The following is a 14,041-nucleotide window of genomic DNA, read 5'->3' on the forward strand; positions in this document are numbered from 1 at the left end:
TTTTAGCTAATTTTAATAGTCTTATTCTTGTTAAAAATAAAAAATTTATTTATAATAAATATCATCATGAGGGAGTAACAGCAATTACTTGCGATAAGCCCAACACCCGAAGGAATACTTCTGGACTTATCTTAAATAGTGAGACTTGTGTGTGTTAAACATATGGGTCTCTTTTTTGTTAGTAGGAGGTAACAATGCCCCAGAAATTTTATAACCAAGAAATTGAAAATGTAGCTCAGGAGTTGTCAACATCAACTAGTCAGGGTTTGAAGACCAGTCAGATTAGTGCCTTGCGTGCAAAATACGGCACTAATAGTTTGGCCAGTAAAAAGAAAACCAGTATTTGGCAACGTTTTTTAGCGCAATTCAAAGACTTCATGATCATCGTTTTGATAGTTGCAGCGCTACTTTCAGGTTTTGTCGCACAAGAATGGACAGATGCTGCAATAATTATGATTGTGGTTATTTTGAACGCGGTTCTAGGTGTCTTCCAAGAAACACGCTCGGAAGAAGCAATTAACGCATTAAAGAAAATGGCTACTCCCAATGCTCATGTTCGGCGAGATGGTCAGATTGTTGAAATTCCTAGTCCAGAATTACTGCCAGGTGATGTGGTTTTACTTGAAGCTGGCGATGTGGTTCCCGCGGATTTGCGTTTAACTGTTACTAAGAGCCTTAAAATTGAAGAATCTGCTTTAACAGGTGAATCAGTTCCAGTTGACAAAAATGTCGAGCCTATTAATGATGAAAAGGTGGCACTGGCAGACCAAGATAATATGGCTTTTGCCAATACCAATGTGACTTATGGTCGCGGCGAGGGGATTGTTACCGAAACGGGAATGAACACTGAGGTCGGTAAAATCGCCACGATGCTTAACAACACTGATGAAACGGATACACCATTAAAGCGCAACCTTAACCAATTGGGTAAGACGCTGACGATCATGATTCTGCTAATTTGTGCTGTGGTATTCGTTGTAGGCTTTTTTACCAAAAAGGGAACAGAACCAACAGATAAATTAGCAATTGATATGTTCTTAGTTGCCGTGTCACTTGCAGTTGCAGCTATTCCAGAAGGACTGCCGGCTATTGTTACTATTATTTTGGCATTAGGCACGCAGGTGATGGCCAAGCATAATTCGATTGTGCGCAAGTTACCTGCTGTTGAAACCTTAGGCGCAACAGACATCATTTGTTCCGACAAAACTGGTACCTTAACCCAAAATAAAATGACAGTTGAGCAGATTTATTATGATAATCAAGCACATAAATCTTCCAGCAGTATTAGTCATGATAATCATGCTTTAATGGCGATGGTTTTAGCTAATGATTCTAAACTTGATGAAAGTAATCAATTGCTGGGTGATCCTACCGAAACTGCCCTAATTCAATACGCTCTTGATCAAAAGATAGATGTGCATAACCTACTTGCAAGTCATAAAAGACTGCAGGAAGTACCGTTTGATTCTGGCCGTAAACTGATGAGCACCGTCAATGAAGACAATGGAAATTACTTTGTAGCAGTTAAAGGAGCACCGGATCAGCTGCTGAAACGAGTAACGCAGATTGAACTAGATGGCAAAGTTAGTGCAATTAGTGAAAAGCAAAAAGACGAAATTATGCTTGCTAATCAAAATATGGCTAAAAATGCGCTGCGAGTTCTGGGGCTAGCCTATAAACCTATTGCAAAGCTATACGATGATCCTTCAACTGACAATGTTGAACAAGATTTAATTTTTGCAGGTTTAGTGGGGATGATCGATCCGGAACGGCCAGAAGCCAAAAAGGCCATTGTTGAAGCCCATAATGCTGGAATTAGAACCGTTATGATTACAGGTGACTTTCAGGTAACTGCACAGGCGATTGCGGAAAGATTAGGGATTTTAAAACCGGGCGAAGATGAACGAGTTGTTACCGGTGCACAACTGGATGAATTCAGTGATGAATATCTAGAAAAGCACGTAGCAGATTTTAACGTTTATGCCAGAGTTTCACCCGAACATAAAGTCCGCATTGTCAAGGCTTGGCAGGCACAAGGTAAAATTGTAGCTATGACAGGCGATGGCGTTAATGACGCTCCTAGTTTGAAGCAGGCTGATATTGGGATAGGTATGGGGATTACCGGTACCGAAGTTTCAAAAGGGGCCAGTGATATGGTCTTAGCAGATGATAACTTTGCTACGATCGTTGAAGCCGTTAAACAAGGACGTAAAGTCTTTAGTAATATCCAAAAGGCCATCCTTTACCTGATGAGTTGTAACGTTGGTGAAGTTCTAACTGTGTTCATGATGACCATGCTGGGCTGGGATATCTTAGCTCCTGTTCAGTTATTGTGGATTAACTTAGTTACGGACACGCTGCCGGCTATTGCTCTAGGTCTTGAACCAGTTGAAAAAGGTATCATGAAGCGGACACCACGGGGTAAAAAATCAAACTTCTTCAGTGGTGGAGTCGCAAGCTCGATTGTTTACCAGGGAATTTTAGAAGGTGCTATTGTTTTAACTACTTATCAGTTAGGATTAAATTTTGGCCCTCATATGAATGAAGCTAACTTACAACATGGTGATGCATTAACTATGGCCTTTCTTACGCTAGGCTTAATTCAACTGTTTCATGCTTTCAATTCTAAGTATATTCACCAGTCTATCTTTTCAAGAAGAACATTTGCCAATAAATGGTTTAACTGGGCAATATTAATTTCTGCCGTGGTAATGGCGGCAGTAGAGTTGCCATTTATGACAAAATTCTTTGATGTCACAGAATTGAATTCCACACAATGGTTGATAGTTTTAGGTGCCGGAATTTGTATGATCGTGATAGTTGAAATTGTCAAAGCATGTCAACGTCTAGTGGGCAAAAAATAAAAAGCTAACTATAATAAAAAAGCTCCGTAATCTTAATTTAGATTGCGGAACTTTTTTAGTTTATTTTGAAACAAGATCAGCTATTTTTTGTAAATATTCAGCATCAATTTGGTCAAATCTATTGAAACTATTGCTGTCAAGGTCAAGAACTGCAAGTAAGCTGTTATTTTTGATAAGCGGAACGACAATTTCAGAATTTGTAGCCGCATCACACGCAATATGACCGGAAAATTCGTGAACATTGGGCACAATTTGAATTTGCTGAGTTTTGGCAGCTACACCGCAAACTCCCTTTCCGATTGGAATATGCATGCAAGCAATAGGTCCCTGAAATGGTCCTAAAATTAATTCTTTATCTTTAAAACGATAGAAACCTGCATAACTAACATCAGGTAAGCTATTGTAAAGCAGCGAACTGATGTTACTCATATTGGCAATTAAATCATGCTCATTTTGGAGCAAATTATCAGCCTGTTTCAAAATTAACTTGTAATCTTTTATTTTATCCATAAGTATTCTCCTAATGAAAGTGTAAGCTAGTTTAGCTCTTTTTAAAAGTGCCAATCTGTAATTCAAAATAAATTTCTCACAGATATTTTTAATGATAATTGCTTTTTTTGACAAAAAAATATTAGTATTGAACATACAATATAGCCATCATTATTTATTGTTTGCTTATACGGCAGGCACTAACAGACTTTTAGTTTGACGTGAATCAAACAGAGCTTTGTCTAAATTTTTATTAAAAAAACTGTATCACTTTTAAAATTCTTAACCGTTATAGTAAAATAGAAACTACAACTTATTATTTCATGCATTGATTATGAAAGGGGCGATGACAATGTCGATGATAGAGTTCCATAACGTGCAAAAATTTTATGGCCATTTTCATGCACTGCACGACATTAATTTAGAGATTGATCAAGGTGAAACGGTGGTTCTGATCGGGCCATCCGGTTCTGGTAAAAGTACACTTGTACGGACCGTTAACGGTCTTGAATCAATCCAGAAGGGTAAGTTGGTAGTTAACGGTCACGATCTTTCTGACCCAAAGACTAATCTCAATATTTTACGTAGTGATGTTGGGATGGTTTTCCAGCATTTTAATTTGTACAAGAATAAAGATGTACTGGAAAATATTATGCTGGCACCCAGAATAGTAAGCCATATTCCTGAAGAAGAAAATAAAAAACAGGCATTAGACTTGCTCGATATGGTTGGACTGAGGAAATGGGCACATAATATGCCTTCACAAATTTCCGGTGGTCAAAAGCAGCGTGTTGCAATAGCACGAACTCTGGCAATGAAGCCAAAGCTTATCTTATATGATGAGCCAACGTCTGCTCTTGATCCGGAAATGATTGATGATGTTTTACAAGTTATGAAGAAAGTTACCAACGAAAGTGGTATGACTTCATTAATCGTTACTCACGAAATGGGCTTTGCCAAAGAGGTGGCTAATAGAGTTATCTTCATGGATCAGGGTCGGATTGTTGAGGATGATGATAGCGAGAGCTTCTTTAAACAGCCAAAGACGGAGCGGGCACAACAATTTTTGAGTAAAATTATTTCTCACTAAGGAGGCCAATTATGAAAAAGAAATTTTGGCTACTTCCTTTATTGGCATGTATTTTAATGTTAACCGGCTGTGGTAAAAGCGTTAATGATCAATCCGTTTTAAAAAATGCTAAGCAATCTAATACGATTGTTTGGGGTGTTAAAGGTGACGTTAAGCTTTTCGGCTTAATCGATGTTCGTGATGGCCAGCAAAAAGGTTTTGACGTTGATATGGCTAAACATATTACGAAGCATATTTTAGGTCCTCAGGGTAAGGCAGAATTTGTCACTACAACCTCTCAATCCAGAATTCCTCTGTTAAAGAATGGTAATGTGGATGCTGTGATTGCTACTATGTCAATTACGCCAGAACGTAAAAAGATTATTTCTTTTTCAAAGTCATACTTTGATGCTGGTCAATCTCTGTTAGTTCCTAAAAACTCTTCAATTAAGAGTACCAAGGATCTAAATGGTAAGACAGTTATCGGTGTTGTGGGTGCTAACTCGGTTGCAAACATAAAAAAGGTAGCTCCCAAAGCTAAAGTGATCGAATTGCAGGATTATGCTCAGGCAATGAATGCATTGAAGTCACATCAAGGAGATGCTCTTACTACTGATAACGGAATTTTATTTGGTTTGGCAGTGCAGAACCCGGGCTACGAAGTTCGTGGTGGCACTTTTACTGTTGAACCTTACGGTGTTGCGGTTAATAAGGGACAAACCTCATTTACTGAAGCTGTAGACAAGGCAGTACTTGAAATGCAGCGTAACGGTGAATATAATCGCTTAATTAAAAAGTGGTTTGGCGACGTTCCAGGATTTAAGTATAAGGAGCTGTATCGCCGATGATTAATATTTTTTCAAAATTCAGCAGCCAGCTATTTGTAGGCTTAGGCTGGACAGTATTATCTAGTGTAATTGCTCTATTTTTCAGTTTAATAATTGGAACAATTTTTGCAATTATGGAAGTTCTTCCAAGTAAAGTAATGCGTGTAATTGGCCATGCATATGTAGAAATTATGCGTAACATTCCTTTGCTTGTAATCACTATGTTTTTCTATCTAGTAATTCCGATGTATGTTGTCAAAATCAATGGCTTTACTGCAGGAACTATTGGCTTAACACTCTATACTTCTGCCTTTATTGCGGAGACTATTCGTTCAGGTATTCAATCGGTCTCTAACGGGCAAATGGAGGGAGCCAGATCAACCGGTATGACCTATTGGCAGGCAATGCGTTACATTATTTTGCCTCAGGCATTTAAAATAGTAATTCCGCCTTTAGGTAATCAATTCGTTAACTTAGTTAAAAACTCTTCAGTTTTAGCCTTTGTTGCAGGGTTTGATTTGATGTACCAGGCAAACTCAATTGCGTCTACTACTTTTGACACCATTAACAGTTATTTAGTTGTAGGTGTTTTATACCTAATCGTTACTTTGCCAATTAGCTACTACATGCGACACTTAGAAAAGAAATTAGGTTAGAAGGAGGTATTAGAAAATGCAAAATTGGATTAATGCCTTTTCATGGCTTAATGTGCGCTTTTTGTTAATGGGCCTCTGGGTAACTATTTATATTTCAGTAATTTCGGTTATCTTAAGTTTCATTTTTGGTTCAATTTTAGGCATAATCAGGTATTCTAAAATAAAGTATGTTTCACAGATTGTTGGCTTTGTAATTGATATTATTCGTAATATTCCGTTACTTCTAATTATCTTCTTTACTTACTTTGGACTACCTAACTTTGGCTTAAGACCAGAAACAATTCCAGCAGCGATAATCGCCATGACTGTTTTCGAATCGAGTATGATTGCTGAAATTGTACGTTCAGGTATTCAGTCTGTTTCTGTTGGTCAAATGGAAGGGGCACGGTCTACAGGGATGTCATTTGTACAAGCACTATGGCATGTTGTTTTGCCACAAGCTTATAAAAATATGGTTCCTGCAATTATTAGTCAGTTTGTTTCCCTCATTAAGGATACATCTCTAGCAACGATTATTGTTGTTCCTGAAATGATGCAACATGCACAAGTTATTTACGGACAAAATGCAAACTATATCTTACCAATGTTTGCTGCACTTGCAGTTTTATATTTTGCTGTTTGTTTTACATTATCAATTATTGGTAATGTGATTGGTAAGCACTTGTCTTAAAGGAAGATCGTTTTATTATTTAAAGCATTTCACTATTTGTGAGGTGCTTTTTTTAGTATTTAAGAAGCTGCTAGAAATATTTATTATTAGATAATCATATATGTTAAAATACTATAAAGATAAAAACTAAATTTAAAAGGGAGAACTTATGCCTCGTCCTAAAACCAAACAAGAATTAATAGATGCAAGTAATGCATCTTACCAAAAGATTGTTGCTTTGCTTTCTAAGTTGCCGGAAGATGCTCGCACAGGTAGCTTCAACTTTGATACTAGTAAATTAAAAGAAGCCCATTGGAAAAGAGATCGCAATGTTCGTGACGTGTTGATTCATTTATATGAATGGCAGAGATTATTACTGGAATGGGTTAAAAACAATCAGGCCGGTCATGCACAAGAATTTTTACCAGAAGGGTACAATTGGCGCAATTATGGTGAAATGAATCAGCAATTTTGGGAAAAGCACCAAGCTACTGCGCTAGATGAAGCTGAAAAATTATTGGCAGAAAGTCATAAGCAAACAATGGCATTGCTTGATACTTTTACTGACGATCAACTTTTCCAAAAGAATGTATTTTCCTGGACCGGAACAAACGCTTTAGGTACGTACTTTATTGCAAATACTTCCAGTCATTATGAGTGGGCGCTGAAAAAATTGCGTAAATATCAAAGATCATTGAAATAAATGTAACTAAAAGCATAAAGATTAGCATTGCTCTGAAAGTACTGACCATTTTTTTAATGTTCATTGTTTTACCCTTACTTTTATTATTTGCAGCAGTAGAAATTAATTTTTGCTTAATGTTTTACAAAATAAAAAATGATAGCTGGAACTACGTTCAACGGCTATCATTTTTTTGTTAGTCAATAATTATTTTTACTTTGTTACTAATAATAAAACTAGGAAAGCTAATGTATCAAATAAGAAATGCACTAAGAAGCTTATCCAGATATTGTGGGTTTTGATAAAAGCCCAGTTTAAAACCAGACGTGTAAATGCTAATCCTAAAATAACATAGCCCAAGTTGTAATCATAAGTTGACAAATGAAGTAAAGCAAATATTAAAGCTGAAGCAATATTGCCCCAGAAAAGCGGGAGTGGCATGTGCATAGAATCAGCTAATTGGGTCACAGCTAACAGTGGCATAATTGCTAAAAACTCTTCACCTAATATTTGAATCGCACTGCTGAAGCGCTGATAAATGAAAATGAGCCAAACATGGGGTGTACTCATAGTTAATCCTGCGGCTGCATTTCCGGAAACAGCACCAAACAACTTCTGAGAGATCGCTCCTGAAACAACGGATACGAAATAAGCTAAAATGAAAAAGACTAGAACCCACAGCCATTCTTTGGCACGAGGAGTATGAAATAATTGCTGCCATTTACTCCCAGTAGCAATTTGCACTCCGATTATTTGAATTATCAGAAAGACAGTTACTACTAAGATTTGAAAGCCTGCTGCTATTAAAGTGGGATGATTTTCGTCAAAAATTAGAGAATCCGGGATTTGCACACCTGGCATAATCAAACAGCAGTATGCTATTAAATTTGAGAGCAATATTATCAGCCATTTTTTACCAGATAATTTATATGAACTATTTGAATTGTTAACCATGTTTATTCTTCCTTTTGTTTTTGATTTTATATTGTTATTTTGCAAAAGACAATTTGCTGGCTTGTGAAAGCATCACAAAGTAAATTTAATTTTTAGCTAAATTGCCTTGCGTTAAAATTCAAAAATAACCTATAAATTAATAAACTTTTTGGCTAAGTGCTACAATTATCTTGGAAGCTAACAGTATTTTAATTTGTTTTATATTAAATTTAAAACCAGCAGTCATCAACTTTATATCTCAAAATATATTTATTTAACTAATTAAGAAGGTTCATTATATGAAAAAAGTCACAATTAATAATCAAGTATTACCAGCGCTGGGAATAGGTACTTGGGAAATAGGAGATGATCCTAAACTTCGAGATGAAGAAATAGCAGCAATTAGAGCCGGTCTTGATGCAGGCTTAAGTGTGATTGACACCGCTGAAATGTACGGAAATGGTCGCTCTGAAGAGTTGGTGGGGGAAGCCATTAAACCATATCAACGCGCAAAAATCTTCTTGATTTCTAAAGTTTTACCGCAAAATGCGTCTAGATCAAAAATGCGGCAAAGTTTGCAAAACAGTTTGCAAAGGCTCCAAACTGATTATCTGGATTTATATCTATATCATTGGCGGGGAATGGTACCTTTATCTGCGACCGTTTCTGAATTGCAAGCTTTACAAAATGAGGGACTAATTCGCTCTTGGGGCGTATCGAACTTTGATATAGACGATATGCAGGAATTATGGCAACTGCCGGAAGGCCAAAATTGTGTAGTTAATGAGGACTTATATAATTTAGAAACCAGGGGAATTGAATATAGTCTTTTACCTTGGCAAAGAGAGCATCACGTTCCACTAATTGCTTATAGTCCTTTAGGACGTGGACCAAAAATGGGCAGCACAATGATGAAAAACGAGGCCGTTTTACAAGTTGCTGAGGAACACGAGGCAAGTGCTTATCAAATTTTACTTGCCTGGGTCATGCAACAGCCCGATGTTTTGGCAATACCAAAGAGCAGTAGTTCAAAGCATTTATTATCCAACCTGAAAGCTTTGGATATTGAGCTAACCCCAGAAGACTTGCAGATTTTGGAAAAGGCATTTCCTAAGCCTGAACGCAAAGAGCCCCTGGCAATTTATTAAAACGAGTTTCGACAGTTCTTTTAAACACTAATCATTAAAAAACTAAAAAATAAAGTAAAAAAGCTTGAGTTATCTCAGGCTTTTTCTGTACCCTTATACTAGGTAAGAAATTGGGAAGTTAAATAATGAAAAGTTTTTTATTTCGTTTATATTTGATGGCAATGAAAATAATTGCTCGTTTTACACCAATACAAAATAATAAAGTGGTTGTTCTTAATGGTGCAGGTCGTTCTGGCTCAAATGGCTATCTGTTTGGCAAATATTTACAAAAAAGCCATCCCGAATATGAGGTTACTATTGTAGAACCTTGGCCATCGTCGCATTTGCCACTTAAAACTTGGCGAAAAATTGGGGCAGCGAAATTTGTGTTCACCACACATCAGCCGTTCAAAGTTCATGCCAGGCAGGTTAATATCCAATTTTGGCATGGTATACCACTTAAACGCATGGGCTTCATGGCCAATAATACTAGTTCCAAAGTTGACCTGCGCAATGCTAAATTATGGCAAAAGAATGCTGATATAGTTTGCTCAAGCAGCGATTTATATGAAAGCTTGATGAGTGCCTGCTGCGGAATTGAATCTAATAAGTACCATAAAACTGGTTTTCCTCGTATTGATGCTTTGAAAAACCCAGTTATTAGTAAAAAACAGCTACTTGGTGATTTATTTAAAACCGAGGATGATGAGGCGCAAATTGGTATTTATATGCCAACATTTCGTTATGAAATGGAAGATAGTCAAATTATGAAGCAAGTTCAGCAGGGTAATTTTTTAACGCTGTTTGATTTTAACATTGAGCAGTTAAATAATTCATTAAAAAAGAATCACCAATATTTAGTAGTGAAGCTTCACCCTTATGAAATGAAACTTTTTAAGCATTTGCAAAGTGATTACTCTAATATTGCCTTTCTTAATAATGATTATTTATATCGGCAAGATATTGACCTTTACCAGCTTTTGGGCAATACTGCTTTTTTGATTACAGATTTTTCCTCAATTTATTTTGATTATTTAAATATTGATAAGCCGATAATATTTATAACCAATTATTTACGGCAATACGAAGAAAAGCGTGGTCTTTTAATGGGACCTTATGAAGAAATTGTACCTGGAATATGTGTAAAGACACAGCATGAGCTTATTCAGGCACTGGCAATGCCAGATCAATACAGTGCGAAACGGCGTTACTGGTTAGAATTAACAAATCAGGTTCAGGACCAATCAAGTTGCGCAAATGTAGTTCAGTTGTTAAAGAGTATTTAGAGGGTAAGTTGTGAAAAGAACTTTTTTAAACATTCTGTATAATGCGGTTTACCAAATTTTTCTGGTATTAGTACCGTTAATAACAGTTCCCTATCTTTCAAGAATTTTAGGTCCCAAAACATATGGGATATACAGCAACGTCAATAATATTGTTCAGTTTTTAATGATTTTCTGTACTCTTTCAGTGTCCTATATTGGGATGAGGACAATTTCTCAGATTAGAGCCTTTGGCAGCGAGCAGGATTTAACCAAGGCTTTCTGGGGCCTATGGTATTTTCAGGCTATAGCTGGATTCGTCACAATAGTGATAGTAATTGCTGTTACCAGCTTTTTTAAGATTAAGTACGGTCAATATTTACTATTAATGGTGCCATATCTTATTTCCGCTCAAGTTGATATTTCGTGGTTCTTTCAGGGATTAGCTGATTTTGGTCGTGTTGTGTTAAAAAATACTGCGGTTAAGCTGGTTTCTGTCATTCTGATCTTATTATGGGTAAAAAATCCAGGCGATCTCTGGAAGTACATGTTGATCATGTCAGTTTCAACAATGCTGGGCTCATTTGTTTTTTGGTTTGACATTCACCGCTATGTTGGTGGGCCGGTCAAACATTTTTACCAATATCGCGCAACTGTTAAAGCAATCATTACCCTGTTAATTCCGCAAATTGCTACCCAAATTTATACTTCTCTCGATAAACCTATCTTGGGTCTCTTTCAAAATTCGACGCAGGTTGCCTTTTATGACAATTCCCAAAGAATTTCTAACATGGTTTTAGGGATCGTCACTAGTATTTCTCTGGTAATCATGCCTAAAATGGCTGGTGAGGGGAAAAAAGAACAACGGATAGTTTTAAAAAAGTCCCTTGAAGCGACAGTGATGCTGGGAACTTTGTTTGCAGTTATTATTATGGCTAATACCAAGGAATTTGTACCCTTCTTTTTCGGTCATAAATTCATTCCTATGACGCCATTGATGTTTTTCTTTACTCTCACTATCATTATGATTCCAACTGGCGGAGTATTCGCTAATCAATTTGCGCTTGCCAATCATCGAGATCGCGATTATGCCATTCCAGTCATAGTTGGTGCTTTCTTGGAAGTAATATTAAGCTATTTTCTGGATCAACTATACGGTGCAACAGGTGCTATGATAGCAATTTTAATAACCGAGTTTATAGTTTTACTTTTGCGTTTGTGGATTGTGCGGGATGGTTACGATTTTAAATACTCTTTTCGTGAAATTCCCAAGTATTTTATAATTGCTGCTATTGTTTTGGCAGTGGGTCTCCTTTTGCCCCAAATGTTTGCTTCGGCATTTCTTAATATGCTTTGCAAATCGATCATTATGTTTGTTTTATATATCGCGTTAATGTTTTTATTAAAACTCGATTTTAACCAAGACATAATTTTATTATTGAAAAAATTTTTTACCAGAGGTTAATAAATGATTCCCAAAATAATTCATTATGTGTGGGTAGGGGGTAACCCTAAACCACAAAATATTCAGCGTTGCATGAAGACCTGGTCAAAACACTTGCAGGATTATCAAATTATCGAATGGAATGAACACAATTTTGATATTCACGAAAATAAATATGTAGAACAAGCATATCAGGCTAAAAAATGGGCCTTTGTTTCAGATTACATTCGAGCTAAAGCAGTCTATGAAATGGGCGGTATCTATCTGGATACGGATGTTTTGGTTTTGGATAATTTACACGATTTGTTAAATAATAAAGCTTTTGTCGGTTTTGAAAATAAGGATAATCCTTTTACAGCAGTATTTGGAGCGGAAAAAGGTCATCCACTGATTAAAGACATGCTTTCTTATTATGATGACCGTAATTTCACGTTTGACAAACAAGACCAATTAGCAGGAGTGAATACTGTTTCTGTATCTGACATTTTAAAAAATAAATATGGTGCTCAGCCTAATAACAAGGAGCAGCAATTGCAGACCGGTATACACGTTTATCCGGATGGTGTACTTTGTAATCCTTCTGCGCAGTCAAAGACCATCCATGTTTTTACCGGAACATGGATGGAAGGAGCTAAGCCACTGAAAAGAAAAATAGTGACAGCTCTGAAAGTCAGGATCAAAACTAAAAAAGAGGCAGCACTATATGCCAAAGTTTTCAGATAATCTGACTGAAGAAGAATTACAGAACCTGGTGCAAGAAGTTTCTCTTAAATATTTTGGCAGACAGTTTAAGCACCGAGTAAAAATTAATAAGCGCATGACAACAACTGGTGGTCGGTATCATTTAGATGATCACCACATTGAAATTAATGCGCATTTTTTAGTGCCGCAATATTATCAAGAATTGATTGGCATAATTAAGCACGAATTGACGCATTACCACTTACATTTAAATCACAGAGGATATCGTCATCAAGACCATGACTTTAAAGTTTTACTTAATAAAGTTGGTGGTTCAAGATATGCACCAGATATTGGTCTCAGGCGCAAAAGAAGAGCAAAATACTTATACATTTGCACAGTTTGCGGACAAAAGTATTGGCGAGTTCGCCGATTAAATTTACGACGATATGCGTGTGGTCATTGTAAAGGTAAATTAAAACTGGTTGACTACAGGTGACTTAAAACAACTTAAAAATTTTTGATTTGACAAAATGTTAGGCACCAAACTATAATTAACTTGTAAAATATATTAGGTACCTAACTTTATATTATTTTATTAAAGGAGCTTAATAATGATTCAAACAAGTGATCAATTAATGAAACAACTTCATTTTATTATGCGTGCCAGTCGCTACTACATGTTTCAGAATAAAGAGCCGATATCTGGTCAAAAACGAGTTTTAGCAATCTTAAAGTTGGAAGACGGCCTAACCCAAAATTATCTGGCTGAGATTTTGGCTCTGAAGCCGGGCTCTTTAGCAGAACTGTTGAAAAAGATGGAGTTAAAAGGCGATATCCGACGTGAAGTTGATGAGCAAGACAAACGGGTTAAACGAGTTTATCTAACAGAGAGCGGAAAAGAAAAGGCCGCAAAGTTAGCCGAACAAAAAGCCAAGCAAGATACTGCACCGTTTTTTGCTGGTTTGACTGCGGAAGAGCAAGACCAATTTGGTCAGTATCTGCAAAAAATTGCTACGGGCTGGGATGATGATTTTAAGGATAAAGCCAGTTCTTTTGTTGATCCGGCCTATCGAATGGAAAGAATTAAAAAATGGCGTGAATATGCCGCTGAGCATAACTTTTCAAGATCAGATATGCGCGCTATGTGTCATCATATGCATGAACGGCATCACTACCATCATGACTTTCCTCGCGCTGATTTTAACAGAAATTATTGCGATTATGATAAGATGCACGGGTATGACCGCGACTTTTGGCGAAAATTTTGGCATAATGAAAATGAAGATTTATAATTAGCAACATGATTAAAGTTTTTCAATTATTGAAAAACTTTTTTATTTAGTCTAAATAAGGAA

14 protein-coding genes are annotated in these 14,041 nt (G+C 36.5%); 12 read left to right on the top strand and 2 right to left on the bottom strand.

Annotation, left to right across the window (positions count from 1 at the left end; genetic code table 11):
- The first annotated feature begins 194 nt into the window (after positions 1 to 194).
- Entirely contained in the window at positions 195 to 2,864 is a 2,670-nt protein-coding gene (locus F5ESL0259_RS02440) for a calcium-translocating P-type ATPase, PMCA-type (protein WP_122037341.1), read from the top strand.
- A gap of 60 nt (positions 2,865 to 2,924) precedes the next feature.
- Here the strand turns inward: F5ESL0259_RS02440 and F5ESL0259_RS02445 are convergent, their stop codons facing one another.
- Positions 2,925 to 3,374 (bottom strand): GAF domain-containing protein, encoded by a 450-nt coding sequence (locus F5ESL0259_RS02445; protein WP_122025781.1) that lies wholly within the window; start codon positions 3,372 to 3,374, stop codon positions 2,925 to 2,927.
- Between the two features lie 331 nt (positions 3,375 to 3,705).
- On the opposite strand from F5ESL0259_RS02445, the gene F5ESL0259_RS02450 reads away from it, so the two are divergent.
- The 5 genes from F5ESL0259_RS02450 (at position 3,706) to F5ESL0259_RS02470 (ending at position 7,257) form a co-directional block, all read left to right on the top strand.
- Positions 3,706 to 4,443, top strand: coding sequence for an amino acid ABC transporter ATP-binding protein (locus tag F5ESL0259_RS02450; RefSeq protein WP_122037342.1), 738 nt, complete (start codon positions 3,706 to 3,708; stop codon positions 4,441 to 4,443).
- A gap of 11 nt (positions 4,444 to 4,454) precedes the next feature.
- Positions 4,455 to 5,270 carry a glutamate ABC transporter substrate-binding protein gene (locus tag F5ESL0259_RS02455; protein ID WP_110445784.1) on the top strand — a complete coding sequence of 272 codons (816 nt, stop codon included), beginning with the start codon at positions 4,455 to 4,457 and terminating at the stop codon, positions 5,268 to 5,270.
- Positions 5,267 to 5,905, top strand: coding sequence for an amino acid ABC transporter permease (locus tag F5ESL0259_RS02460; protein ID WP_046324514.1), 639 nt, complete (start codon positions 5,267 to 5,269; stop codon positions 5,903 to 5,905). The genes F5ESL0259_RS02455 and F5ESL0259_RS02460 overlap by 4 nt, the downstream gene beginning before the upstream one ends.
- A 16-nt stretch (positions 5,906 to 5,921) precedes the next feature.
- On the top strand, positions 5,922 to 6,575 hold the full coding sequence (locus F5ESL0259_RS02465; protein ID WP_046324515.1) for an amino acid ABC transporter permease: 654 nt from the start codon (positions 5,922 to 5,924) through the stop codon (positions 6,573 to 6,575).
- Between the two features lie 148 nt (positions 6,576 to 6,723).
- Positions 6,724 to 7,257 carry a ClbS/DfsB family four-helix bundle protein gene (locus tag F5ESL0259_RS02470; RefSeq protein ID WP_122037343.1) on the top strand — a complete coding sequence of 178 codons (534 nt, stop codon included), beginning with the start codon at positions 6,724 to 6,726 and terminating at the stop codon, positions 7,255 to 7,257.
- Between the two features lie 192 nt (positions 7,258 to 7,449).
- Here the strand turns inward: F5ESL0259_RS02470 and F5ESL0259_RS02475 are convergent, their stop codons facing one another.
- Complete coding sequence (locus tag F5ESL0259_RS02475; RefSeq protein WP_122037344.1) at positions 7,450 to 8,190, bottom strand: CPBP family intramembrane glutamic endopeptidase; 741 nt, start codon at positions 8,188 to 8,190, stop codon at positions 7,450 to 7,452.
- Positions 8,191 to 8,468: 278 nt separating this feature from the next.
- On the opposite strand from F5ESL0259_RS02475, the gene F5ESL0259_RS02480 reads away from it, so the two are divergent.
- From F5ESL0259_RS02480 to F5ESL0259_RS02505, 6 genes are all read left to right on the top strand, one after another.
- The gene (locus tag F5ESL0259_RS02480; RefSeq protein ID WP_122037345.1) at positions 8,469 to 9,317 is read left to right on the top strand and encodes an aldo/keto reductase; all 849 of its coding nucleotides are present in this window, start codon (positions 8,469 to 8,471) and stop codon (positions 9,315 to 9,317) included.
- Positions 9,318 to 9,442: 125 nt separating this feature from the next.
- Positions 9,443 to 10,582, top strand: coding sequence for a CDP-glycerol glycerophosphotransferase family protein (locus F5ESL0259_RS02485; protein WP_122037346.1), 1,140 nt, complete (start codon positions 9,443 to 9,445; stop codon positions 10,580 to 10,582).
- Positions 10,583 to 10,592: 10 nt separating this feature from the next.
- Entirely contained in the window at positions 10,593 to 12,023 is a 1,431-nt protein-coding gene (locus tag F5ESL0259_RS02490; RefSeq protein WP_122037347.1) for an oligosaccharide flippase family protein, read from the top strand.
- A 3-nt stretch (positions 12,024 to 12,026) separates the two neighbouring features.
- Positions 12,027 to 12,725 (top strand): glycosyltransferase family 32 protein, encoded by a 699-nt coding sequence (locus F5ESL0259_RS02495; RefSeq protein ID WP_122037348.1) that lies wholly within the window; start codon positions 12,027 to 12,029, stop codon positions 12,723 to 12,725.
- Between the two features lies 1 nt (position 12,726).
- Entirely contained in the window at positions 12,727 to 13,182 is a 456-nt protein-coding gene (locus tag F5ESL0259_RS02500; protein ID WP_122037531.1) for a SprT family protein, read from the top strand.
- A 115-nt stretch (positions 13,183 to 13,297) separates the two neighbouring features.
- Complete coding sequence (locus F5ESL0259_RS02505) at positions 13,298 to 13,978, top strand: MarR family winged helix-turn-helix transcriptional regulator (protein ID WP_122037349.1); 681 nt, start codon at positions 13,298 to 13,300, stop codon at positions 13,976 to 13,978.
- The last annotated feature ends 63 nt before the right edge of the window (positions 13,979 to 14,041 follow it).

This window comes from Lactobacillus sp. ESL0259 (assembly GCF_003693045.1).
In the GTDB taxonomy this organism is placed as follows: Bacteria; Bacillota; Bacilli; order Lactobacillales; family Lactobacillaceae; genus Lactobacillus; species Lactobacillus melliventris.